At 43.4% G+C, this 23,826-nt stretch carries 19 protein-coding genes and 1 rRNA gene; 12 read left to right on the top strand and 8 right to left on the bottom strand.

Annotated features, from left to right (window positions below; genetic code table 11):
* The first annotated feature begins 240 nt into the window (after positions 1–240).
* A 5S ribosomal RNA gene (rrf, locus tag DEO27_RS19880) occupies positions 241–352 on the top strand.
* An 825-nt stretch (positions 353–1,177) separates the two neighbouring features.
* A complete protein-coding gene (locus tag DEO27_RS19875) occupies positions 1,178–1,417 on the top strand; it encodes a hypothetical protein (RefSeq protein ID WP_146750056.1) in 240 nt (79 codons plus the stop codon).
* A 337-nt stretch (positions 1,418–1,754) separates the two neighbouring features.
* On the opposite strand, the gene DEO27_RS19870 is transcribed toward DEO27_RS19875, so the two are convergent.
* The 3 genes from DEO27_RS19870 to DEO27_RS19860 all read right to left on the bottom strand — a co-directional run bounded on the left by DEO27_RS19870 (position 1,755) and on the right by DEO27_RS19860 (position 5,429).
* Positions 1,755–2,708 (bottom strand): acetyl-CoA carboxylase carboxyltransferase subunit alpha, encoded by a 954-nt coding sequence (locus DEO27_RS19870; protein ID WP_112572848.1) that lies wholly within the window; start codon positions 2,706–2,708, stop codon positions 1,755–1,757.
* A 47-nt stretch (positions 2,709–2,755) separates the two neighbouring features.
* Positions 2,756–3,259 carry a hypothetical protein gene (locus DEO27_RS19865; RefSeq protein ID WP_112572850.1) on the bottom strand — a complete coding sequence of 168 codons (504 nt, stop codon included), beginning with the start codon at positions 3,257–3,259 and terminating at the stop codon, positions 2,756–2,758.
* 415 nt (positions 3,260–3,674) lie between these two features.
* On the bottom strand, positions 3,675–5,429 hold the full coding sequence (locus tag DEO27_RS19860) for a family 43 glycosylhydrolase (RefSeq protein WP_112572852.1): 1,755 nt from the start codon (positions 5,427–5,429) through the stop codon (positions 3,675–3,677).
* A 186-nt stretch (positions 5,430–5,615) separates the two neighbouring features.
* Here DEO27_RS19860 and DEO27_RS19855 point away from each other — a divergent pair, with 186 nt between their 5' ends.
* Positions 5,616–7,700, top strand: a complete 2,085-nt coding sequence (locus DEO27_RS19855; protein WP_223818002.1) for a beta-galactosidase — start codon at positions 5,616–5,618, stop codon at positions 7,698–7,700.
* Here DEO27_RS19855 and DEO27_RS19850 read toward each other — a convergent pair whose 3' ends face one another.
* The gene (locus DEO27_RS19850) at positions 7,701–8,069 is read right to left on the bottom strand and encodes a hypothetical protein (protein WP_112572854.1); all 369 of its coding nucleotides are present in this window, start codon (positions 8,067–8,069) and stop codon (positions 7,701–7,703) included.
* 298 nt (positions 8,070–8,367) lie between these two features.
* Between DEO27_RS19850 and DEO27_RS19845 the strand changes: the two genes are divergently transcribed.
* Genes DEO27_RS19845 through DEO27_RS19835 form a run of 3 tightly spaced genes read left to right on the top strand, consistent with a single transcriptional unit; the run spans position 8,368 to position 10,464 of the window.
* Positions 8,368–8,934 (top strand): pentapeptide repeat-containing protein, encoded by a 567-nt coding sequence (locus tag DEO27_RS19845; protein WP_112572856.1) that lies wholly within the window; start codon positions 8,368–8,370, stop codon positions 8,932–8,934.
* 46 nt (positions 8,935–8,980) lie between these two features.
* Entirely contained in the window at positions 8,981–9,706 is a 726-nt protein-coding gene (locus DEO27_RS19840) for a M23 family metallopeptidase (RefSeq protein ID WP_190295146.1), read from the top strand.
* On the top strand, positions 9,703–10,464 hold the full coding sequence (locus tag DEO27_RS19835; protein WP_112572863.1) for a DUF4846 domain-containing protein: 762 nt from the start codon (positions 9,703–9,705) through the stop codon (positions 10,462–10,464). The genes DEO27_RS19840 and DEO27_RS19835 overlap by 4 nt, the downstream gene beginning before the upstream one ends.
* A gap of 132 nt (positions 10,465–10,596) precedes the next feature.
* On the opposite strand, the gene DEO27_RS19830 is transcribed toward DEO27_RS19835, so the two are convergent.
* Together DEO27_RS19830 and DEO27_RS19825 are read right to left on the bottom strand one after the other, a co-directional pair.
* Positions 10,597–11,616, bottom strand: coding sequence for an aldo/keto reductase (locus DEO27_RS19830; RefSeq protein ID WP_112572866.1), 1,020 nt, complete (start codon positions 11,614–11,616; stop codon positions 10,597–10,599).
* Positions 11,617–11,706: 90 nt separating this feature from the next.
* Complete coding sequence (locus tag DEO27_RS19825; RefSeq protein ID WP_223818001.1) at positions 11,707–12,003, bottom strand: GIY-YIG nuclease family protein; 297 nt, start codon at positions 12,001–12,003, stop codon at positions 11,707–11,709.
* Between the two features lie 298 nt (positions 12,004–12,301).
* On the opposite strand from DEO27_RS19825, the gene DEO27_RS19820 reads away from it, so the two are divergent.
* Both DEO27_RS19820 and DEO27_RS19815 read left to right on the top strand, forming a co-directional pair.
* Positions 12,302–12,628, top strand: coding sequence for a hypothetical protein (locus tag DEO27_RS19820; protein WP_112572869.1), 327 nt, complete (start codon positions 12,302–12,304; stop codon positions 12,626–12,628).
* Positions 12,629–12,694: 66 nt separating this feature from the next.
* Positions 12,695–14,305: a mechanosensitive ion channel family protein gene (locus tag DEO27_RS19815; RefSeq protein ID WP_112572871.1), complete on the top strand. Its 1,611-nt coding sequence runs from the start codon at positions 12,695–12,697 to the stop codon at positions 14,303–14,305.
* 159 nt (positions 14,306–14,464) lie between these two features.
* Here the strand turns inward: DEO27_RS19815 and DEO27_RS19810 are convergent, their stop codons facing one another.
* Together DEO27_RS19810 and DEO27_RS19805 are read right to left on the bottom strand one after the other, a co-directional pair.
* Positions 14,465–15,445: an acyl-ACP desaturase gene (locus tag DEO27_RS19810; RefSeq protein ID WP_112572873.1), complete on the bottom strand. Its 981-nt coding sequence runs from the start codon at positions 15,443–15,445 to the stop codon at positions 14,465–14,467.
* A 55-nt stretch (positions 15,446–15,500) separates the two neighbouring features.
* Positions 15,501–16,508: a glycoside hydrolase family 5 protein gene (locus DEO27_RS19805; protein WP_112572875.1), complete on the bottom strand. Its 1,008-nt coding sequence runs from the start codon at positions 16,506–16,508 to the stop codon at positions 15,501–15,503.
* A gap of 178 nt (positions 16,509–16,686) precedes the next feature.
* Between DEO27_RS19805 and DEO27_RS19800 the strand changes: the two genes are divergently transcribed.
* The 4 genes from DEO27_RS19800 (at position 16,687) to DEO27_RS19785 (ending at position 23,683) form a co-directional block, all read left to right on the top strand.
* Entirely contained in the window at positions 16,687–18,033 is a 1,347-nt protein-coding gene (locus DEO27_RS19800) for a sensor histidine kinase (RefSeq protein ID WP_112572877.1), read from the top strand.
* A gap of 12 nt (positions 18,034–18,045) precedes the next feature.
* A complete protein-coding gene (locus DEO27_RS19795) occupies positions 18,046–20,133 on the top strand; it encodes a cellulose biosynthesis cyclic di-GMP-binding regulatory protein BcsB (RefSeq protein WP_112572879.1) in 2,088 nt (695 codons plus the stop codon).
* A gap of 131 nt (positions 20,134–20,264) precedes the next feature.
* The gene (locus DEO27_RS19790) at positions 20,265–22,118 is read left to right on the top strand and encodes a glycosyltransferase family 2 protein (RefSeq protein WP_112572881.1); all 1,854 of its coding nucleotides are present in this window, start codon (positions 20,265–20,267) and stop codon (positions 22,116–22,118) included.
* On the top strand, positions 22,115–23,683 hold the full coding sequence (locus tag DEO27_RS19785) for a hypothetical protein (protein ID WP_112572883.1): 1,569 nt from the start codon (positions 22,115–22,117) through the stop codon (positions 23,681–23,683). The genes DEO27_RS19790 and DEO27_RS19785 overlap by 4 nt, the downstream gene beginning before the upstream one ends.
* Positions 23,684–23,826: the final 143 nt, after the last annotated feature.

The raw sequence follows: 23,826 nt of genomic DNA, 5'->3' as shown, positions 1-23,826 counted from the left end.
TTCACTGGTTCATTTGTTCAGTAGTTCATTGGTAGTAATATTGATGATAAGCAGGATAGATGAGCCGGTGAGAAACACAAAAACAGATAATGAACAACAAGTGCTGTTGTTTTCTCTTAAATTCAATCACTTCTTTCAATAATATGTCATTTATAAAGGCTGAAAGGCCAAAGGATAAAGGCGAAAGGTAATAAACCTTTGAACTTTAACCTTTAAGTTTTCACCTTAATAAAAAGAAATTCAGGTGCCTATATCGGCGGTGTCTACCTCTTCCCATTCCGAACAGAGAAGTCAAGCCCGCCAGAGCCGATGGTACTGCGGTAAAACGTGGGAGAGTAGGTCGGTGCCACCCTTTATCACCTTTAATGGTGCAACATTGCAAAAGCCTTAGCTAATCACTAAGGCTTTTTGCGTTGATAATACTTTCCTATTCCTACTACTCCAACAGCTATAACAACCATCCAACCTAATCAACTACTGACTATTCTCCACTCACCCGCGACAGCGAAGAAGATCCTTCGCGCCTCAGCATGACATGTTTAAAAACGCGTGTCATTCTGAGCGAAAGCGAAGAATCTTCTTCAATATACGGGCCGCCACGCATGATGAAGAAGATCCTTCGTTCCTCAGGATGACAACCGGAGCTGATGTCATTTGATCTTCACAGATCCTGATTTTCTCCCACTCAGGATGACAACGCTGAACTCAATTCATAGCGGAATCAACTACTCTCCACTCACCATTAACCCGCGTTAGGGATAGGAGCGGATACAGGCCAGTGGATAAGGCCTGCAGGCGTATGAGCGGATAGCCCGGCCGGAGGCAACGCCCCTTAAATATCATTTCACTTGTTTTAACATGCTACTTAAGCAGGACTACATGCCTCCCTTTAATCTATAATCTCTAATTATTCGCAATAGCAAGTGGCTTGGATATCGAAGAAGATGCCTAGTACCTCGGCATGACAGATGTTGAAATGGGAGATAGCTTTCATCATAATGTCGCAGAGTTGCGAGATAGTTTCTTGCATTAATCTTAAATTGTTTGCCAACTGGCAGAAATGAAAACAGGAAATTTCTGTACCAACAAAAATTATCAGTTAACACACATACTTTTTATTGCGGTAATAATAACTTAGAATCATTTTTTTATGTTTGCGCTTCCTAAAAATAGCCCCATGGAATTTGAAAAATTAGCAGCCCAAATTAAATTAGAAATAGCCAAACTGGATACCACGCCCGAGCTTGATAAGATCAACAAAGCTTTTGACGAGAAGATCCGTAAAGTGGAGGAAGCCCGCCGCGAAAAGCTGGCTACCGTGCCCGATAATGCTGTAGAACGTAAGAAGCTTATTGCAGCACTGGAAGCCCTCGGCGAGAAATATGTTGAGCCGGCTAAAAAGAAAAGCAAAGAGTAAGGCTTCTGGTTCAAAAAAATTTAAAAGGTCTGCCGGGTTTTGGCTGGCCTTTCTTGTTTATTGGCGGTGAGATATCGTTCCGCTTGGGGAATGGTATTGCAGCCAGTTGCTGCCATCCCGCCACGTCGCCCCTGAACTCACCAGCGTCATTGCGAGGCACGAAGCAATCCCCGAATTACGGAGCAGCTGTAGGAGGATCTCTCTGTGCAGTTCGCGATTGCTTCGTGCCTCGCAATGACGTGATAGAGGAGATGCCATAGGGGTATTCGGTAAAATCTGCCTATAAACAACAAGAGCTGCCTTTTAGGGGCAGCTCTCTTGCTATCAAAAAAATATCTTATTCGTTAACCACGCCCATTGAGCAAAATTTGTCGATACGCTCGGCTACAAGCTCATCGATATTGCGCTCTTGTAGGGTTTTGAGGTCTTTTAGCAATTGTTTTTTCAGGATACCGGCCATAGCAACAGGATCCTGGTGTGCACCACCAAGCGGTTCTTTGATCACACCGTCAATCAGCTTGTTCTTCAACATCTCTGTCGAGGTTAATTTAAGTACTTCGGCTGCACGTTCTTTGTTTTCCCAGGTTTTCCAAAGGATGGTTGAGCAGTTTTCGGGCGAGATCACCGAATACCAGGAGTTATCCAGCATCAGTACCTTGTCGCCAATACCAATACCCAGCGCACCGCCCGATGCACCTTCGCCAATGATAACACAGATCACAGGAACTTTTAGTACAGACATTTCGAGTAAATTGCGGGCAATGGCTTCACCCTGACCGCGTTCTTCGGCCTCTAATCCCGGATAGGCTCCCGGGGTATCAATAAGGGTAACAACCGGCTTGTTGAATTTCTCGGCCATTTTCATGAGCCTTAATGCTTTGCGGTAACCTTCGGGGTTTGCCATACCGAAGTTACGGTACTGGCGCTCCTTAGTGTTACGGCCTTTTTGGTGACCGATAAACATTACTGTTTGGCCATTCAGTGTACCGAAACCGCCAATGATGGCTTTATCATCGCCTACGGTACGGTCGCCGTGCAGTTCAATAAAATCATCGCACATCAGCTCGATGTATTGCAGGGTATACGGCCTTTCGGGGTGACGCGAAATTTGTACTTTTTGCCAGCCTGTAAGGTTGCTGTATATATCTTTTTTGGCTTCTTCCAGCTTGCCTTCCAGTTCGGCAACGGTGGCCGACATGTCGAGTTTATTTTTTTCCTCAACCTGTTTTACCTTCTCTATCTGCTGCTGTAGCTCAGCCAGTGGTTTTTCAAAATCAAACGTAATCTTCATACACTTTATTTGGAGGCGCTAAATTAAGCAAATCAAATGGTATATTTTCAATTATGAGCGTTGAGTGTTTCTAACTTGGTAATTTGCTGTGGCGCAAGGGCGTTCCCGGTACTCAAACAGGCCTGTAAAATGGCATTCCGGAGCTCACCGTAATACAATCCCGAGCGGTTGGCGTAAAATATGATGCTGCCGTTGTCCGTTCCGTTTTTCATCAGTTTATCCAGCGTAGTTTCGTTGGTAATTATAAAATTACCCATCTCTACCCGTTTTCTGTGCAGCGCGGTAGCTATAGCGGTTATTTTGGTAACCTGTACGGGGCTCAGGCTAAGCTCTTTTTTAAACTTCAAAGCGGCATCGGGCATGGGGTAATGGTTAAGCCGGGCTACCTGTTCTATATCATCAAACAAATACTCGCCGGTAATTAGCTGGGTAAACTGTTTATCATTAAGTGTTTTTATGGGCGATTTTTTCAGGGTGCTATCAGCTTGTTGGGCTTTGGCAGTAATGCCGAGCATTACGGTTATAATGATGGGGAGGATGGTTTTTAGCATGGGGGAGTTAACGCCTTATGTTGAAGAATATTTGAATATGTAAGATGCTGTTTAAATATACATTCATTGCCGTTGGTTTTAACCAACGGTAAAAAAGCAAAAAAGGTCCTGGCTTTAGCCTAATTATACAAGCGGATTTAGGCTAAAGCCTCTTTGAATTGCTCATTATCCCGTTGGTTAAAACCAACGGCAATGAAGTTACCTATCCGAAAACCATATTTATTAACTTAAAATAGCTTCTAAGAAACGCTAAATTTAGCAATAATCTTATACGATGCATAGTTTACTCACCCGGCATGCGCTTCGCTGGACCACCCTCTCTTCACCTTTGGCGGAAAGAAGGTAGGTAGTAAAAATCCCCCTCTTTGCGAAGCAAAGAGGGGGACGAGCGCAGCGATGTCGGGGTGAGTCAACATTACTCCACCTTCACAATTTTGGTTCTTGCCGAAATGCCGTTTTCATTAAACGCTTCTATCTGAAAATAGTATGGCAGGCTTTTATCCATTCCATTAAAATAGTATTCGTTTTTGCCGTAAACCATCATGTTGTTGTACAGTTTATCGGGCGCTATGCCGAAGTAAACGGTGTAACCTGTTGCATTATCATTAGGTTTCCATTTAAGCCAGGCGTTGCGGCGTTCGCTGTCGCCACGCAGTACAATCAGATTTTGTACGGTATCGGGTTTTGCGCCTGCGCCTTTACCAAATACCCTTAAGCCCGATAAGGCAAACTTACCTGTTGGCATGTGTAGGTTCACCATTTTTATATAGCGGGCTTTGGCTGGGGTTTTTAGTTCGATGTAATCGTGCGGTACGTCTTTACGGTTTTTGCTTTTGTTGATAAGGGGTTGCCATGTTTTGCCGTTAAGCGATGAGTAGATGATGTACTGGTGGTAAACGCCTAATGATTTACCCATAAATCCGGCATCCTGATCGGCATAGTTTATCTGGATGGCGTTTACGGTGCTTACCTCGCCAAGGTCGGTTTTGAGCCATTCGCCTTTGTTGGCTGTTTTGGCGCTCCAGTAGGTTTTAATATCCTCATCCACCACGTTGTTGGCAGCATAGGCGCCAAGGGTTGATGAAACCTCGACAGGTTTATTGTAGTTAAGGATCATCCAGCCGGTGAAGTTGCTTTTCAGGTGGTCTTCGGGCCCATTAGATAAATAATGTGGGTAATCGCCATAGGCGGTGTTGCTGTACAGCACACCATCCTGATCAAATCCGGCAGGCCAGAAACCGATGCGGCGCTCAAAGTTATTTTTTACCGAGATGCCCATCGTGCTGATATGCCAGTAATTACCATACTTATCGGCCCAGGTAGCGCCATGACCTGCGCCTTTGGCAAAGCCACCGGGTTTGTATGAGAAGGGATTATGCTTTTGATAAGTGAAAGGCCCAAGCGGATGATCGCCTACAAAAACGCCATCGCCGTAGCCGCTTTGCTCGGTGCCGGGGGCACCAAATTGCAGGTAATATTTGCCTTTATACTTGTTCATCCATGAGCCTTCGATAAACGGCAGCAGGAACACGTTATCATTATGTTCGCCAAAACGTTCCCAGCCGTGTTCTTCGGGGTTAAGCTTTACCATTTCTTTTTTAGGGCCAATAGGCTCGAAGGTATGCCTGTCTATCTCCTGCCCATAAAGCGGCAGCGTATTGCTGGAGCCATGATAAATATAGACCCTGCCATCATCATCGGCAAACATACCCGGATCCCATGCGCCTACCTTAAAATAGTCTTTGGCGGCTTTCCAGTCGTCATGCGTAGGGTTGGTGCTCATCCACAGGGTAAAATCTTTATTATAGGTAGATCCTATCACCAGCAGGGTGTCGCCCAAAACCAATGTAGCGGGTGCGCAAAGCTCATCGCCTTTTACTTGGTTATACGGGCGGACAAATTTGCGGTAAACAAAGTTCCAGTTTAGCATGTCATCGCTCCACCAGTAACCAAACTGGTTGGTAGAGAAGAGGTAATATTTACCTTTAAAAAGGGTCATGGTTGGGTCGGCAGTGGCGCGGTGCTTACCCCAGCCCGCAAAGGTTTCAAAGGGGGTATAACCATAATCAAGGTTAAGCGGGTTACAATAAGTAAGGCGCTTTTGTTGCGCATTGGCGCTCATCGCGCAGCAAAACATCAGGATGAGCAGATAACGGGTAACTGTTTTCATAAAGTATACTAACAGGTTATAATGGTATTACAACAGGGCGCTAATATCAGTTTTTAAACAGCAATAAAAATGTTGTGTACTACTACATCTGTTTCACATCATAAAATATTTTATTAATGTGTGTTAAAAATACAATTAATTCGTACTTTCATCAGCACAAGCCAATTATCTTAAATACCGCTTTTTATGAACAAGAAATACCTGCTGTTCGTCATCGCGCAAATAGTTTTTGCCGCGTCTGCATTTGCTCAATATCCTAAAATGGATAAGTTGCTTTACGGGGTAGCTTACTATGACGAATATATGCCTTACGAAAGGCTGGACAAGGATGTGCAAATGATGAAAGCCTGCGGCATTAACGTGGTGCGTATCGCCGAATCGACCTGGAGCACGGAAGAGCCACAGGACGGTGTTTTCGATTTTACGCATATCGACAGGGTATTAAGCGCCATGCAAAAAGCCGGGATCCATGTTATTATAGGTACACCAACCTATGCTGTACCTACGTGGATGGTTAAGAAACATCCGGAAATATTAGCTATCACCCCATCTGGCCAAAACCAGTACGGGCCAAGGCAAAATATGGATATCACCAATAAAGATTATCGTTTTTATGCCGAGCGTGTGATCCGCAAGATAATGGAGCATGTGAAAGATAACAAGGCGGTGATAGGTTACCAGGTAGATAACGAAACCAAATCGTACGGAACGGCAGGGCCAAATGTGCAGGCGCTGTTTGTTAACTATATGAAAGCGAAATATAAAACGCTGGATAACATTAACCACATTTTTGGGCTCGATTACTGGAGTAACCGCATTAATAACTGGGACGATTTTCCGTCGATGGTAAACACCATTAATGGTAGTCTTTCATCGGAGTTTGCCAAATTTCAGCGCCAGCTGGTTACCGATTATTTAGCGTGGCAGGCTGCTATAGTGCGCGAATATAAACGGCCCGATCAGTTCATCACCCAAAACTTCGACCTGGAATGGCATGGCTATTCGTTCGGTATCCAGCCCGATGTAGATCACTTTGCGGCAGCTAAAGCTTTAGATATTGCAGGCATCGATATTTATCATCCCAGCCAGGATAAACTTACCGGCGTGGAAATTTCTTTCGGTGGCGATGTAGCCCGCTCTATGAAAGGTGGTAAAAACTACCTCACTATCGAAACCGAGGCACAGGGCTTTCCGCAGTGGGTACCATATCCTGGTCAGCTGAGGTTGCAGGCTTTTAGTCACCTGGCATCGGGTGCAAACATGGTAAGTTACTGGCCATGGCATTCTATCCATAACTCTGCCGAAACTTATTGGAAAGGTTTGTTAAGCCATGATTTTGAACCTAACCCTGTTTATGATGAAGCTAAAACGATAGGTAAAGATTTCGACAGGTTAAGCAGCAAACTCATCAACCTGAAAAAGAAAAACGATGTGGCTATCCTGTTCAGCAACGAAGCCCTTACAGGCTTTAAAGCTTTCGGCTTTGGGTGGGGAACACGAACCGGCTATAATGATGTATTACGTCAGTTTTATGATGGCTTATACCACATGAACGTTGGCTGCGATTTTGTAGACCCGACAAGTAAAAACATTGAAGACTATAAGCTACTTGTAGTGCCCTTGCTGTATGCCGCGCCCGACAGTTTATTAAAACGCCTTAACGCCTATGTTAAAAACGGCGGTCATATCATTTACACCTGTAAAAGTGGCTTTGCCGATGAAAATGTAAAGGTGCGCACCACGCATCAGCCGGGCATTATTGACGAGGCTTGCGGTATTTACTACAGTCAGTTCACCGAGCCAAGCAACGCCTCGTTAAAAGCAGATGACTGGAACCTGAAACCCGAAGATAAAAAGCTAAACACCTGGATGGAGCTGATCACCCCAACCACGGCCAAAGTATTAGCTTACTACGATCACCCGGTTTGGGGCAAGTACGCGGCCATTACCCAAAATAAGTACGGTAAGGGCGTAGCTACTTATATTGGTACGCTCACCACCAACGCTGTTACTGACAAGCTGCTTGCCGATGAGGTAAAATCCATTGGCTTATGGGGTGCGGATCAGCAAATAGCCTGGCCTATTGTAACCAAACAAGGGGTAAACCAGGGAGGCAAAACGGTACATTATTATTTTAATTATTCGGCCAGTGAAACCAGCTTTACCTATCCTTATAACAATGGTAAAGAGTTGTTATCGGGCGATAATATCAGCAAAGATGCAAGCTTAAAACTGGAGCCCTGGGGCATCAAGATCATCGAGGTAAATTAATTAGGGATTAGCTTTGCGGGTTCGGCGAAGGAGGATCAGCGCGATAAGGCCGATAAAACTAAAAGCACCCAAAATCCAGTATCCCGTCATCTGTGATGGGTTCACCGTTTTTTGGTCGGTAGTTTGTTTTACGCCAGCATCGCCGCTGGGTACGCTGGTTTTATCGCTATCCTGCAAAGTGCCCGTTCCGGTACCCGATACAGTGGCCGTTCCGGGTGCGCCCTGGCTCACCCCGTTTCCGGCACCCGCACCATTGGCTTTGGTAGTGGCTGATGACGTATCTTTGGATGATTGTGCCAAAACCGGGACAGTAGCGCCTAATGTTAAGCCTAATAACATCATAGCCAGTTTTATCTTCAATGTTTTCATAGCGTATAGTTTTGATGCAGGTTAGTTAAAACAATAGCTGTGCCAGCGATGGAGAGGATAAATAATATGTTAATTCCTTAAGTAGCCGTTCTAACTATATTGGGCTGAAGCCCGCATATCCGGCATTTCCAACCCGTTCCTTAAAAGGAACGGCAATGAATCGATTATTCGCACCCACGTATTTCATTGCCGTTCGGCTTTAGCCAACGGGAACAATTCATACCAGATAGTGGCTTTAGCCTAATTTAAATATGCAGATCAAACCATTCGATTACTGTTAAACTTTACATTTGCTACCATGCAAACCATACCCTTCGAAGACCAAACTTTCACCAAAATAACTGCCGGGCAGCTCACCGGCGCCACTTACGAAAACTGCAAATTCATCAGCTGCGATTTTTCTAACGCTCAATTCACGGGCATCACTTTTGTTGACTGCCTGTTTGATACCTGTAACCTGCTTCTTGCAGACTTAGGCAATACCGGTTTGCAGAATATCCGCTTTAAACATTGCAAAATAAGCGGGGTAAACTTTGGTAAGGCCAACGACTTTTTGTTCGAGGTGCATTTTGAGGATTGTATTTTGGATAATGCCGTGTTTTACAAAAAGAAGAACAAGAAAGGTACATACACCGATTGCTCCATGATCGAAACCGACCTGACGGAAGCCGATCTGACCGATTGTAAGTTCAACAACTGCAATCTTAAAAATGCGTTCTTTAGTCGCACTATACTTAAAAATGCCGACCTGAGTACGTCTTACAACTTCATTATCGACCCGGATGATAACGTTATCAAAAAAGCAAAGTTCTCGCTACATGGCTTGCCCGGACTGCTTAATAAATATGATATCCGGATAGGATAGCAATATTTTAACTGTTTATTAGTTAATGTTGTTGATTATAAACCTTATGCAAAAAATCATCCTGTTTTTTTCTTTGTTATTGGTAAGTATCGGGGCTTTGGCTCAGCGTGATACTGCTGCTTTCACCAAATTCAACAGTTTTAATAACGCGGTTTTAAACGGCGGCATAAAAAAAGTGGAGGCGCAGAAGCAATTCGATATGGTATTAAAACGAATTGCTTTGCTTGAAATGCTGCGGGCCGAATTTATTCAGCCCAAACTGCAATGGGTATTCCCGCTTAAAGGATATAACAGCAGCGCGATAGGCGGCACTCACGGGAATGGTTATTTTGATAAAGGTTACCGTTATCTGGATGGAAACAAGCATGGCGCTCATCCTGCCCATGATATTTTTATTAACGATAAAAACCAGGATTGTATTGATGACCGTACCGGTAAACCTGTTAATGTGCTTAGTGTAGATGACGGCTGGGTGATAGCCTGCTGCAATGAATGGGAACCTAACAGTAATATGCGGGGCGGAAAGTTCATCTGGATCTATCATCCTAAGGCGGCTGTTTTTACTTATTATGCTCATAACAGCGCCATTTTTGTTAAACCTGGCAGCTATGTTACGCAGGGGCAGAAAATAGCCGAGGTTGGCCGTACAGGTTATAATGCTTATAAAAAACGTTCGCCAACGCACCTGCATTTTTCGGAATTTAAACTGGTTGACGGGATTCCCGTACCTTTTAATCCATATGAGCAGTTAAAAAAAGCCCGAACACTATGAACGCTATGATCGCCTGCCTGCTGCTGTTTTTGAATATCAACATTGCTCCACCTCCGGATAATGTAGTTAAAAGATTTGCAGTACCCGCAGGTTATCATCGTATCCCGGCCTCGCCCGGTAGCTTCGGGGCCTGGCTGCAGTCTTTACCCTTAAAACCTGCAGGTACGCCAACTAAAACCTATAAAGGGGATATTGCCCGGACAGACATTTACACTGCCGCCGTAATCGATATGAGTGTGGGCAATCAGGACCTTCAGCAATGTGCCGATGCTGTGATGCGCTTACGTGGCGAATACCTTTATCAGCAAAAAAAGTACAGCGAAATCTCTTTCAACTTTACCAGCGGTTTTAAATGCGATTATGAGCACTACACCAAAGGTTACCGTTATAAAAACGACCATTGGGTTTTAAAAGCCAAACCCGATTATTCATACCAAACGTTTTTAAATTACATGAACCTGGTGTTCAGCTATGCAGGTACTATATCATTGCAAAAGGAGCTAAAAGCGGTGTCAAACCCTAACGATCTTAAGCCGGGCGATGTATTTATCCGAGGCGGTTCTCCAGGGCATTGTTTTATTGTACTGGATGTAGTGGAAAATGCTGCTCATCAAAAGCAGTTTTTGCTGGCACAGAGTTTTATGCCGGCACAAAATATCCAGGTGCTGCAATACGGTTCACCATGGTTTGCGATGGATCAGCACAGCGGAATACTTTATGGCGAACTGATCAGCAAGAATTATTTGAAACGGTTTTAGTGTACATAAAAAAGCGTCATTGCGAGGTACGAAGCAATCCCAAAGTATACAGAGCGGACTGGTAAAGCCCCTCAACTAATCGGGGATTGCTTCGTACCTCGCAATGACGTAGTAGTCGGTAGACAGGGGTAATTACCTTTTCTCCACCTTGTCATAAAACCCACCGAAGCTGTTCATTTTTACAGCATCCTCATTGAAAAAATCGCCGGGGAAACCCAATTCGATAGCGCTTACCTCGTTAAGTTTTTTGAAATGTTCGGGAGATAATTTAGTGTCTACTGCTCTCAGGTTATCGTTTAGCTGGTCAATTTTAGTAGCGCCTACAATAGGGATGCAGCTAAAGTCCCTGTCCATCATCCACTGCAGGGCAACGTGACTTTCGGATACGCCAAGCTCTGTAGCTATGTCAACAACGGCTTCGGTGATAGTTTGCGCCCTGTTGTTACGGCGGTTACTTTCAGCTTTTACACGGCCTTGTTCGCCACGCAGGTATTTGCCCGTTAAAGCACCACCAGCCAGCGGGGCCCATGGAGTAACTGTCATGCCATAGTGTTTCGCCATCGGGATTAGCTCACGCTCTGCCGTGCGGGCAAGTAAGCTATATTCAACCTGTAAAGCAATGAACTGGCTCCAGCCCATCAGCTCGGCAAGGGTATTTCCTTTTGATACTACCCAGGCTGGGGTATCACTGATAGCTGCATAGGTTACTTTACCCTGTTTAATCAGGTCGTCCAGGCCACGCAGCACTTCGTCAATAGGGGTGATGTTATCCCAGATGTGCAGATACAGCACATCAATAAAATCAGTTTTTAAACGCTTAAGGCTTTCCTCCACACTGCGCATCATGTTTTTGCGGTTATTGCCCGACGCGTTGGGATTGGTGATGTTATCTTTTAAAGTGTATTTGGTTGCCAGCACAAAATAATCACGATCATGATTGCCCAGGTATTCACCGATGATCTTTTCGCTGGTGCCCAGTTTGTATACGTTGGCTGTATCAAAAAAATTGCCGCCTGCTTCGGCAAAGGCATCCATAATGGCAAAGCTGGCCTCCTTTTCGGCTCCCCAGCCGCCTTCGGTACCAAAGCCCATAGCCCCAAGGCATAGTTCAGAAACTTTAAGGCCCGAGCGGCCCAACAATTTGTAATTCATATATGGTGATGTTTTGTGTATTATTAAAAAAATATGTCATTGCGAGCGAAGCGTGGCAATCTCGTAGCCAATGCATTACAACTATACAGATTAATCATACCAGTCGATACTTAAATCTACCCAAGATGGATTAGTCGCTACTATCAAATCAATTTTCTTTTGTCTCGATCCTGCTTTTAATTGTTTTTCTCTGGCTATAGCATCATATATCCACTGAAACTGTTCAAAGTAAACTAATTTATCGCACGAGTACTTAGCCGTATATCCTTTATATATCTTTCCCTTGTGTTCTAATATCCTATTATGTAAGTCACTCGATACACCTACGTATAATGCCGTATTAGCTTTGTTTGTTAAAATATAAACGAAGTATTGGTGTATCTGCATTGTATAAGGCGTTGCACGAATCTAAAAGATTGCTTAAGGCTTTGCAATTATTGTTTAAATTATATCAGGCGATAGTTATAAAACTCATTTCATTGTGAGGAGCGGCATGGAGAAGTGTGGGCGCGAAGTGGCAATCCCGTAGCCATTGCATGTACGATCTGTATAGCTACGAGATTGCTTCGTCGTTCCTCCTCGCAATGACATATTATTATAGCCTAATTGGGTGCGAAGCTCGTCTTCCCAAACAATCCCTCCCTCAATTTTGTACTATTTAAATACATCGCTAATATACCAAATTATGAAAATCATCACCCTTCATACCGATATCGACCTTAACCAGTTATACCTGCTACTACACGAAAAACTGAACACCTTATTTCACGAACAGCGACAAAGCGATTTAAATTTTACAGTTGAGCGTAAAGGCGAAGAAGTGACCATTTCGTTGCCCGCTGTTTATGATGGCGTTCTGTTTAGCATCGTGATCAATGGTCATGAACTTTGGATCACCCGTAATGAGCATTATGTGGATGATGTAAATTCCCTCACTGTGGAATCTATCCTGAATGACCTGTTTGGTAAGGTTGCCGGCAATTTGGGTACAGACCTGGTGCAGGAGGGATAAATACGCTAATGGTAGGCAGGTTGAAATGAGCTAAATAATTTTTAGCTTTAACAGAAAAACATCCCTATGCCTAAATTTTTCAACCTGCTCATCCTTTTTCTGTTTGCCATACTTACGACACAGGCACAAAAACTCCCCGAAAAAACTGGCGAACCGGTAATTGTTAACCAGGATACCCTGTTTAAGTTTTATGCCCCACAGGGCTTGTTTGATCCAAAGGAACGGGCCGGAATTGTTACCAAACGTATTGAAGCCCTGATGAGTCGGATAGATTTTAACGCCGATTCACTGACGCTTAAAAATGATACTTCCATATCCCTGATAACCTACAACGGGCAAATGATCATGGGCGTTAACGATGCCGATGCCGCTTACTCCGAATTAACCCGGCCGCAACTGGCAGCGAGTTATCTGTCGATATTAAAAAATAAACTGGGTAATGTTTTTGAAAGCAATAGTCCAAAGCAACTGATTACAAACGTGTTGGAAGCCGTTGCTGTTATCATATTGCTTATCGTGTTGATATGGGTTGTTAATAAAGGATTCAGGTGGATAAAACTAAAAAGCATACAGGGCTGGGAGCGTAGGGTTGAAAAGCTGGCGGCAAAAGGTGCGCCTGTAGCTTATGCTTCGCGTCTGCTTCCTTTTATCAGCGGACTGATCAATATCGGGCGCTTGCTTATTATCCTGTTGCTGGTTTACCTGGCTTTGCCGGTGTTATTTTATATTTTCCCTTCGTCACAGTCTATCGCTACACAACTTATCGGTTTTGTGGTCGACCCGTTGAAAAGTATCTTACTTGCCATTGTTCACTTTATACCTAACCTGCTTACCATAACGGTTATTTATTTGGTTACCCGGTACATCGTGAAGCTGGTAAAATTTGTAGCTACCGAAATTGCCAATGGTGCCATCACCTTAAAAGGCTTTTACCCGGAGTGGGCTATCCCTACTTACAATATCATCCGCGTGCTGATGTATGCTTTTATGTTTGTGGTGATATTTCCCTATCTGCCCGGCTCTCAATCCAAAGTATTTCAGGGAGTGACTGTTTTTATTGGTGTGCTGTTTTCATTGGGATCATCATCTGCTATATCTAACATGGTTTCGGGGATTGTACTTACCTATATGCGTCCCTTTAAAATTGGCGACAGGATAAAGGTTGGCGAAATTATGGGCGATGTAATTGAGAAAAATCTGCTGGTTACCCGTGTGCGTACCATTAAAAACGAAGATGTAACTGTGCCCAATGCCACCATTTTAAGCGGCGCTACAGTTAACTATACCTCGTCGTCAAAAACTTTGGGTTTGATATTGAATACCAGCGTTACTATTGGTTATGACGCGCCCTGGCAAACTATTCATAACCTGCTCATCAGTGCTGCAGAGGCTACGGAGGGGATCCTTGCCGAGCCTAAACCATTTGTGCTGCAAACCGCGCTGAATGATTTTAACGTAAGCTACCAGATAAACGCCTATACCGATAAGCCCGGTAAAATGGCGGTCATCTATTCTGCTTTATACCAAAACATACAGGATAAGTTTAATGAAGCAGGCATGGAGATCATGTCGCCGCATTTTACAGCAGTGCGTGATGGAAGCCATATCCAGATCCCCGAAAATTATGTTGCCGAAGGTTATAAAAAGCCGGGTTATAAAATTGAGCGGGAGGAGTAGCGTGAATTGTGGGCCAAGCTTAATAGACCTTATAAAAAAGGCGTCATTGCGAGATACGAAGCAACCACCGATTTGCAGGTTCGCCCTGTATAGTTCGCGATTGCTTCGTACCTCGCAATGACGCGTGGATAGAATCTCTCCTTAAAATTATTTGATTGCTTACCCGTTGATCCAGGTAAATTTGTACTCCAGCATTGGGTTTTTCATACGTTCGGCTACACGCAGTAGGCGGGCCGGAAGGTTTACCACGTAATCGCGGGCTTTTTCACCTGCTTCATCCAAACCTGTTATGCTTTCGATATGCCAGTCGGTTAAAAGCTCTTTCAGGATATCAACATAGTCGATAGCTGTGTAAATGCCCAAGCGCTGTGCAGCATCGGTAAAGTGACCAAAAGTTTGACCAACCTTTAAACCAACTTCACGCAGGAAGTGGGCAGGCATCACAATCTTTTTGCGCATCATATCTTCAAAAGCTATCATAGCCTCGCTTGGGTCTACCTCAAATATTTTTTCGATAAAGTATTTGTAAGCTTTGGCGTGACGAGCTTCGTCAGATGCGATAACACCGCACATTTTTGATAGCAGGGGATCACCGTATTTTTTTGCCTGTGAAGCTACACGACGGTGCGAAACATTGGTTGCAAGCTCCTGAAAAGAGGTGTATATAAAGTTACGGTAAGGGTCATGACCAGTACCGATATCAAAACCATCAGAAATAAGGTATTGGGTAGAGATCTCCATCATGCGCATATCCACACGACCAGACAGGTACAGGTATTTGTTAAGCAGGTCGCCGTGACGGTTTTCCTCACCGGTCCAGTGGCGGGTCCATTTCATCCAGCCACCTTCTTCGCTGTCAGATACGCCTTCAACCATGGTTAGCCATGACTCGTAAGTAGGCAGGGCCTCTTCGGTAATGGTATCGCCAATTAAAACGGCAATCAGATCGTATGAAAGGCCGGCAGCACTTTCCTGCAATTCCTTAATTTCAGTAAAGAAAGAATCCCTCGAAGAATCAGGCAAAAAATCAGATGGTTGCCAGATGGTGTCAATCGGTTTCAGGTATTCATGTATTTTTTCTAACATGAACTTTTCGATATGCACCATTACTTCTCTGCGCTTTTCTTCAAAAAATCTCATAACTGTATATTAGTGAGCAAAGGTAACTAAATTTGTTACATTAATGTTTAAAATTTCACTGTGTGGCGCTAATTGCGTCTTTCATACACAGGGGCAAATTCTCTATAGACGGCCTGCCTGCAAACAGCGAAAAACTACTATTATAATCCCAAAGCATGCCGGGAATATCAAGCCGCTTTAACGCTTTACGAACCGCTTTGATGTAACGACACCGGCTATCCAAATCCGCATATTTATTATACACGCCATATTCGCCACATATAACAGGAACATCATATTTAAGCGCCCAGTTTTTAACAATTTGTAATTTATCATTTATTGATTGTTCATTGCCATCGCGCGGGTACATATGGTAGTTACTTTCGCCTGAAGTATTTTTTGCTTTGGGATTAAGTGCAGGAAAATTTTCCGCATTGTATGGAAATGATACCCCGGTGGTAGCCGCCTGGTCGCCCACCCAGCTTGCACCCTGATGGGTAAAAAAGAAAGGTTCGTAGAAGTGAAATGTGTAAATAATATTTTCGTCGGCAAGCCTTTCAAACCTGCTTAACTCATAGATACTGTTATAGTTTGAAGCGCCAACAATCAGCGTACGTTGCTTGTCTATTTTACGGATGGCTGTTACAATATTGTACGCGGCGTCTTTCCACACTTTGGGGTTGATATGGGGCGGCTCGTTGTAGATCTCGAAATAAAGGTTGTTATAACTTGCAGATTTATACCTTTTGGTTAATTTTAGCCACAAATCAATTATCAGTGGTGTTTCGGTAAGATAATTATTATCGCTTAAACAGCCATAATGGTAATCTATCACCAGCCTAAATCCGTAAGTTTCGCACTGCCCAATAACTTTATCTATATAGGTAAACAGTTGTGCATTTGTTTTAGGATTAAAGGAAGTAAAAGCCACAGGCAACCTGATGCTTTTAAAGCCCAGCTTTTTGAGCAGTAGAAAATCAGATTTTTTAGGCGCGTTTTGAGCCAGCGAACTTTCATTCCAGGTTTGCTCGAGCCATGAAATACTGATGCCATTATTTAGATTTTTGGCACGTTGAAACGCCATTAAACGCGCTTGTTCAGGATTTGGACGACTTTTTGCAACGGAGGTTATTGCTATTGACACCAGCAACAACAAACTTGTTTGAATTATCGTATAACGAATATTTTTATTAACCAATATTTTAACCGGATTAATTTAAACAACGGCCTTAATTTTTAATTACAATTCAAGATAACGAATAATGTTTGTTCAAATTACTAACGAAGAATTAATTAGAGAGACCTCAAAAAAAGCATGGTACCAAACCAATAATATAATCTGGACAATTATATTCTTATACCCGCTTTTCAGCATTGTTGATTTTATCTACGCTACAAATTTTTGGCTGCAGTTTTTCATTATCCGCATTATTACCATCCTGATCATATATGGTCTGTTTAGCTACTTTCAGCATAAACAGTTCAGTTATCGCATATTGCTGCATATCAGCTTTTTTATGCTCTCGGTAACGGCAGCTATATTATGCAACCTCGTAAATATTCAGTTTTTGACCATTTACTTTATGTTGTTTGCTACTACACTGCTGTTTTTTAACCTGCAGGTGTTTTGGGAGCCGTTAAACTCAATCATCCAAACCTTAATGGCGTTGCTGTTACTTGCCATTTTCTTTAACCTGCTGAGCGAGTATAACCTGGATCTGGTGCTAAGCAACGGCGGGCAGATCTTCTTCATCATTGCAGGTATTTCCTGCTTAATACCGGGTGCACGTTACAAAGTTATCCAGCGTGAGGTACGCTCGCAGATCATGATCGAAAAATCAAACGAGCAGCTTAAACAGCAAAACAAGGATATCGCCGAAAAAAATAACCTGATCGATTTGCAGTACGAGCAGCTGCGCAAGCTCGATAGCCAGAAAAACAGCTTCATTAACATAGCCGGACACGATCTTAAAAACCTCATTGGCTCTATAGTAATGAGTAACAACATGATCAAGGAGGAAGATTTCAGGCTCAGTACCGATCAGAAAGAGTTTGTTGGCTATATCTCCGAATCGGCCGAGAAGATGCAATACATGCTTAACAAACTGATGGATGTTAAGGAGATCGAATCGCCGGAGATGAAGTTTAACATGGAGATCTTTGATATCAACGTTGAAGTAATGCACGTTTATAAAGGCTTGTATGAAACGGCCCAGATGAAAAACATCCACCTCGTAGACAATATCCTGAAACTGCCCCTAAACGTAAGGCTCGACAGGGTTTTTACCGGTCAGGTGTTTCAAAACCTGTTATCAAACGCTATTAAGTTTTCGCAAACCAATAATACAGTTAAAGTAATAACCAGTCTGCAACGTCAGAAATTTGTTTTCGAGATCATTGACGAAGGTATAGCCATTGGTCAGCAGGAACTGGAGATGATGTTTAATAAGCTTAAAACCCTTAACGACACCCATGGCATGACCGAAAGCCGTTTGGGTTTGGGTTTATCAATTGCCAAACTGATGACACAGGAAATGGGCGGCGAATTAACCTACCGCAGCGATGACAACGGCAATTATTTCAGAGTAGAATTTTACGTAATAAATTAATATTTATACCCAATGAATAAGTTTTTTACCTTATTAGCCTTTATTTTATTATTCAGCACGGCTTCACAGGCTCAGGGCAACAGCATTGCATCCTTTAAAGCTTATGGCCATGAAGATGACATGATATATGGCATGAGCGGTGCAACTTCATTTTATTTCAAGATCACGCCTTTGGTTGAAATGAATGGCAGTAAGCTGGTGTTATTCTTTGAACCATCGCAGGCACTGATAAAATCACATTCATACATTAACCTGGTTATTAATAATAAACCGGCGTACAGCAGCCGTTTAGGTCCCGATTCTATTCAGAAGATTACCCTTAACCTGAGCCGTGCCGACCTGAGCCCTGATAAGTTCCTGAAAATTCAGGTTAAAACCCTGCTTACCATTACCGACGACCAGTGTAAGGACCTTGATAACCCGGCCATGTGGTTAAAGATCAAGAACTACTCCTACCTGAGTTTGGTTAAAAGCAATAAAAACTTCTTCGATAACGTAAATATCAGCAACTGCTTCGATTCAAAAAAAGCTATTGTTTATCCTTCAAACCCAAGCCTGCATGACCTTAAGGCTGTGGCCTGGGCTTATTCGAGGTTAAAAAAGACCCAAACTCGTGAAATAGCGGTTTATGAAGAAAGCAAACTGCCCGATAGCGTGCGCAACTACATCAGGGTAGGTACTGTAGATAAACTGCCTGCAGATCAGCGTGAATTGGTAAAAGTTACGCCGCAGGCTTCGCAAGGGTTGTTTTACCTGCACAAATCGGTGAGCCTTATAACGGATACCATTACCCGCATGATTGATGTTAAAGGCCAGCTTACCCCTGTTAAAACAGTAACACAGGAGCAAGCCCCTAAAGAGATCTTGTTTGTTACCGGTGGCGATCCTACAGGTTATGAAAAAGCCATTACCGCTTTGGGTAACATGAATATCCTTAACTCAACCTATGGTGATTACCTGCTGATTGAAAAAGCCGAGAATACCTTCTTCAAAACCATTGATGAAAACCGCTCCAAATTATCGCTGAAACAAATTGGTGGTGTAAGCGATTTTCTATCAGGTATTGGTTCGTTAAAAAGCGCTTACAGCTTTAAGAATAGTGATTTTAGCTTCACCCCTAAAGAAGTGGAGATCCGTTTTGTAGCTAACTACAGCGGTCTTGCCCCTGGCGACCGTGGTTTCTTCAACATATACCTGAATGGTTTACTGATCAGCAGTGAAAAGCTTGATGCTTCAGGTAAGCTCAACAGTTCTATTACCATTAACCGCTATCAGCACCATAAATACAACACGCTTGAGGCCGAATTCAGGTTTTACCCAACCAATGGCAACTGCCGCAACAGCTTCACCAACTTTTTTGCCGAGGTTGATGTTGACAAATCATACCTGGAATCAAAAAACCCGTTTATCACCAGCGACCTGAGCTTTTACCAGTATCCGGAAGCGTTTAACAGCGGTACCACCAAAATTGTGGTAAGCGAGCAATACGCTAAATATGCCGCCGCTGCTATGGGCGAGATCATTTATGAGCTTAACAATAACATCAACGCCAATAACTTCCCTGAGTTTGTTTACTCTAAAGATATTGATGTTAACGAACTGAAGAAAAATAACATCATAGCCCTGCTTTCAAAAGACGACAAGATACTGAAGGAGTTTGCCGATGCGCCAATTCAGTTTGATAAAGATTTCAGGTTGTACTATACCGATAACAATAAACCGGTGTACTCCCTGTCTGATACGGTATCAAACGGTTTAGCCCAGATCTTTTACGGGCGAAGTAATAATGCCACACTGGTGCTTACCGCAACGGGTAGTCATGTTGCCGAAGCTTTTCTGGCGGTATCAAAATCAATTACCGAGCAGCTTTCAACCCTGTCAAGCAACGTTTGTATCTCTGATGTTAACTCTAACAAATACCTGTTCAACATCAATAAATCAAGCGAAAACCTGGAATATATTGATACCAAAAGCGGCCTTACCCGTTTCTGGGACAGCTATAACCTGTACATTTTGTTAGGCATCCTGATCCTGATCCTGCTTTCGTTCCTGTATGTGCGTTCGAAAGTTCAAAAATCGCAGGATCTGTTTAACGATTAATACCTTACCCTGCCCTCTCCAAAGGAGAGGGTTTTAAGAAAAAAAGCTTAGAGAGGGCTTAAAAAAAGAGCTCCCTCTCCTTTGGAGAGGGCCGGGGTGAGGCTCTTTTAGCTTTTGTTTAGACACCTTATATGGATACACTGAGTATTTCTATTCCTGAAATTTTGGTTGCCCACGGATTTATTTCGCCGGCCGACCAGGAAAAGATCCACGCTTTTTCGGAAAGATCGGGTATGTCATACCTTAAAATAGCCCTTAACTTTGGCTATGTTTCCCGTAAAAATTACGAACGCGCTTTAGGCAATGCCGGCTACCAGTTTGCCGACATCCGCAATGAAGCCTTCGACCAAAATGTTCTGGACAAGGCAGAGCTGAAATTTGTGAACGATCAACTGGGCCTTCCGCTCCGTATCGAAAATAATAAGGTGGTTACCATTATGGCCGACCCTGGTAATGACCTGTTCCTGGATTTTGTAAGGTTTACTTACGATCTTGAACCTGAAGTTATTGTAGCGTCTGACCTTGAAATTACCTGGCTAAGCCACAAGCTTCTGGGTGATAAATATGTTAAGGCGGCAGTTTTTGACCTGGTTAAACGCGATCCTAAAAGTTCGGCATCAACAACTTTCACACCACGGCAACTCGCCTTTATTTTTATCATATGGGGCATTATCGCCATTGGCCTGTTCCTTAACTTTAAAACAGTATCCATCGGTATTAACCTTGTCATTAGTTCGTTTTTCCTGGTAGCGATAATATTTAAGCTGTTTTTAGCACTGGTAGGCTCGCGCTTTGAACTGCATCAGGCCGTTACTAAAAAAGACCTCGCCAATATTATAAACGACGAGCTGCCTATATACACCATACTGCTGCCCGTTTACAAGGAAGATAAACTGATCAAAAAACTTATCTGGAACCTTCAAAGTCTCGACTATCCGCGCGAGCAGCTGGATATTAAACTGGTTATTGAAGAGGATGATGAGAAAACATTAAACGCAGTAAAAAATCTCGACTTTCCATCGGTGTTTGAGGTTATTGTGGTGCCTTTCCACATGCCTAAAACCAAGCCAAAGGCCTGTAACTACGGTTTGCATTTTGCAAGGGGGCAGTACCTCACCATTTATGATGCCGAGGATATTCCCGATACCGATCAGCTTAAAAAAGTGGTGGCCCTATTTAAAAAGCTGCCCGAAAACTATATCTGTATCCAAAGTGCGCTGAACTACTTTAACCGGAACGAGAACTTCCTTACCCGTATGTTTACCCTGGAGTATTCGTACTGGTTTGATTATATGCTGCCCGGTTTGGATACGCTTGATATCCCCATCCCGCTTGGCGGCACCAGTAACCACTTTAAAATGGATGCACTGGTTGAGCTTGGCGCCTGGGACCCATTTAACGTAACCGAAGATGCCGATCTTGGCGTTCGTGCTTATGCCAAAGGTTATAAGGTAGCCATCGTAAACTCATCTACCTACGAGGAAGCCAACAACAACTACTGGAACTGGATCCGTCAGCGTTCGCGCTGGATTAAGGGCTATATGCAAACCTACCTGGTGCACATGCGTAACCCTGTAGGCCTTATAAAAAGGATAGGTTTCAAGGGCTTCCTGGGTTTTAACTTTTTTATCGGTGCTACATCGGCAACATTCCTGATTTACCCGGTGCTGCTCATCATTTTTGTGTGTTACCTGATATTTGATTTTTCAACCATCCGCAACTTGTTTCCGGATTGGGTGCTGTTCATGTCGATATTTAACCTGATGGTGGGTAACATCCTCATGATCTATATCAACATGATGGCCGTATTTAAGCGCCGTTATTTTGAGCTTATTTTGTTTGCTATAGCTAATCCTATTTACTGGCTGCTGCATTCGGTTGCCGCATACATGGGTTTGTATCAGCTCATCACCAATCCGTTTTACTGGGAAAAAACCAACCATGGTTTAAGTAAGGTTAATAACCCCACAAACGTTGTTAAATGAAAATTGCCAAAAGTACATACTTGTTTATTTTTACCCTTACACTGGCAGGCTGGTACCTGTTTATAGGTATCTACCTTAACCAGTTGGGCTACTATAACCAGGAGAGCCTGTTTTATATCGAAAAAACCAAAATAGTGTTTGAAGGGCTTGGCAACCGCCTTAAGGTAATGGGCCTCACTGCCCCGCTGTTGCCCTTTTACTCCACGTTTATATTTTCATCAATAAACAGTTACCTGGCGCCGGTAATAGCATCGGCAATAGGTACGGCAGGTTTGTTCTACCTTATTTCGCGTTCGTTTTTAATCAGGGTGAAGGATGATTTTTACCTGTTTATGGTAGCCATTCTGTTTGTGCTGCACCCTGGTATTATTTATATGGCCTGCTCGGGCAAAGCCATTTACCTGGTAGTTACGTTTTTGTACCTGTTTTTCCTTAACCTGCTTAAGTTTTACCGCTCCAATACCACGTTTCACGTATCGGTAGCCAGTATGTGTTTGGTAACGCTTATTTTTTGCGATTATCGCTTTATCTGGCTTACGCTGTTCTTTATTCCGCTGGTGTTGTCTATAACGCTGGCCAGCCTTAACCTGGGCGAAAAGGAATCCATTTTCAGGTTGTTCATGAGCTTTAACAGTCCCTCGTTAAGGCGTAAGCTCATCAATAAAACCTTTGCCATTTACGTGATATTGTTTATACTGCCAATAGCGTCATTGATATGCTACAAGCTGCTTAACCAAACCCACGCCAGCGATCTTAATTACTTTATTGAAAGTCCGCTGGCTACCTGGAATGTGTTGGTTGATAAGCTTAATTACGATACCGTATCAACCGCGGTAAACTACCAACTACCCGAACTCAGCATCCTGATATCATTAAGGGTAATTTATTTTTGCCCGCTCATTTTGTTTGGCATGTACCTGCTGCGCGAAAGTACCTACCAGGTGCTAACCGTTATTACGCTGTTTGCCTTTGTAGAGTTTTTGCACATTAAGTACGATAAGCTGTTCCTCACTTACCAGTATTACCTGATCTTTTTGTTTGTGTCGTTACTGTGCATGGTATTTAAGGTGCATACCATCAAAAACAAGCTGGCAGTTAAATTAGGACTTGCCTTTGTTATTGTATTGCAGCTATATACAGGCTATATTTTTTTAACCCATTCGCTAATTACCGACGAGCGCCGCTTTATTACCACGCTAAACCGCCTCAACCCAAATACCGATCAAAGCGAAAGCAAGGAGATGGCAGAGTATATCAACAAGCTGCCCGATGAAACGCACATCCTGATGGACGATGCCGTATCATACCCCATTGTAGCATTTACCAATAATGTAAAAAAGCTAACCCTGCCATACCAGCTTGATACGTTCCTGTCGGCCATTGAAACCCCATACAAATACGACGACTATATCCTGATAGCCACCCCTAAAAACCCATTCACCGGCTACACGCAGCTCAACGACAGATACATCCCCGAAATCCGTAGGCTAAACAGCGGCGTAAACTACAAACGCGTTTACGAAACCGATAGCTGGATTTTGTATAAGGTGGTATCGTTGCAGTAAGGGGGAGTGGCAGTGAGCAGTGGCAGTGGGCAGTAGTTTTTTAGTAGCAGTGGTGGCAGCAGTTGCCCTGGGCAAAGAAATTCCCCTCTTGAGAGGGGGCGCGGTGGAAATGCGCGGTAGCAGGGGTGTGTCTATACGCGCGA

The sequence above is a fragment of the Mucilaginibacter rubeus genome (genome assembly GCF_003286415.2).
Taxonomy (GTDB): domain Bacteria; phylum Bacteroidota; class Bacteroidia; order Sphingobacteriales; family Sphingobacteriaceae; genus Mucilaginibacter; species Mucilaginibacter rubeus_A.
Note: the sequence above shows the minus strand (reverse complement) of the source record. Positions and strands in the feature narration are given on the sequence as shown.

Coding starts and splice junctions, on each gene's coding strand:
- DEO27_RS19875 (WP_146750056.1), top strand. CDS start 1,178: ATGGAATTTGAAAAATTAGCAGCCCAAATTAAATTAGAAATAGCCAAA.
- DEO27_RS19870 (WP_112572848.1), bottom strand. CDS start 2,708: ATGAAGATTACGTTTGATTTTGAAAAACCACTGGCTGAGCTACAGCAG.
- DEO27_RS19865 (WP_112572850.1), bottom strand. CDS start 3,259: ATGCTAAAAACCATCCTCCCCATCATTATAACCGTAATGCTCGGCATT.
- DEO27_RS19860 (WP_112572852.1), bottom strand. CDS start 5,429: ATGAAAACAGTTACCCGTTATCTGCTCATCCTGATGTTTTGCTGCGCG.
- DEO27_RS19855 (WP_223818002.1), top strand. CDS start 5,616: ATGAACAAGAAATACCTGCTGTTCGTCATCGCGCAAATAGTTTTTGCC.
- DEO27_RS19850 (WP_112572854.1), bottom strand. CDS start 8,069: ATGAAAACATTGAAGATAAAACTGGCTATGATGTTATTAGGCTTAACA.
- DEO27_RS19845 (WP_112572856.1), top strand. CDS start 8,368: ATGCAAACCATACCCTTCGAAGACCAAACTTTCACCAAAATAACTGCC.
- DEO27_RS19840 (WP_190295146.1), top strand. CDS start 8,981: ATGCAAAAAATCATCCTGTTTTTTTCTTTGTTATTGGTAAGTATCGGG.
- DEO27_RS19835 (WP_112572863.1), top strand. CDS start 9,703: ATGAACGCTATGATCGCCTGCCTGCTGCTGTTTTTGAATATCAACATT.
- DEO27_RS19830 (WP_112572866.1), bottom strand. CDS start 11,616: ATGAATTACAAATTGTTGGGCCGCTCGGGCCTTAAAGTTTCTGAACTA.
- DEO27_RS19825 (WP_223818001.1), bottom strand. CDS start 12,003: ATGCAGATACACCAATACTTCGTTTATATTTTAACAAACAAAGCTAAT.
- DEO27_RS19820 (WP_112572869.1), top strand. CDS start 12,302: ATGAAAATCATCACCCTTCATACCGATATCGACCTTAACCAGTTATAC.
- DEO27_RS19815 (WP_112572871.1), top strand. CDS start 12,695: ATGCCTAAATTTTTCAACCTGCTCATCCTTTTTCTGTTTGCCATACTT.
- DEO27_RS19810 (WP_112572873.1), bottom strand. CDS start 15,445: ATGAGATTTTTTGAAGAAAAGCGCAGAGAAGTAATGGTGCATATCGAA.
- DEO27_RS19805 (WP_112572875.1), bottom strand. CDS start 16,508: ATGGCGTTTCAACGTGCCAAAAATCTAAATAATGGCATCAGTATTTCA.
- DEO27_RS19800 (WP_112572877.1), top strand. CDS start 16,687: ATGTTTGTTCAAATTACTAACGAAGAATTAATTAGAGAGACCTCAAAA.
- DEO27_RS19795 (WP_112572879.1), top strand. CDS start 18,046: ATGAATAAGTTTTTTACCTTATTAGCCTTTATTTTATTATTCAGCACG.
- DEO27_RS19790 (WP_112572881.1), top strand. CDS start 20,265: ATGGATACACTGAGTATTTCTATTCCTGAAATTTTGGTTGCCCACGGA.
- DEO27_RS19785 (WP_112572883.1), top strand. CDS start 22,115: ATGAAAATTGCCAAAAGTACATACTTGTTTATTTTTACCCTTACACTG.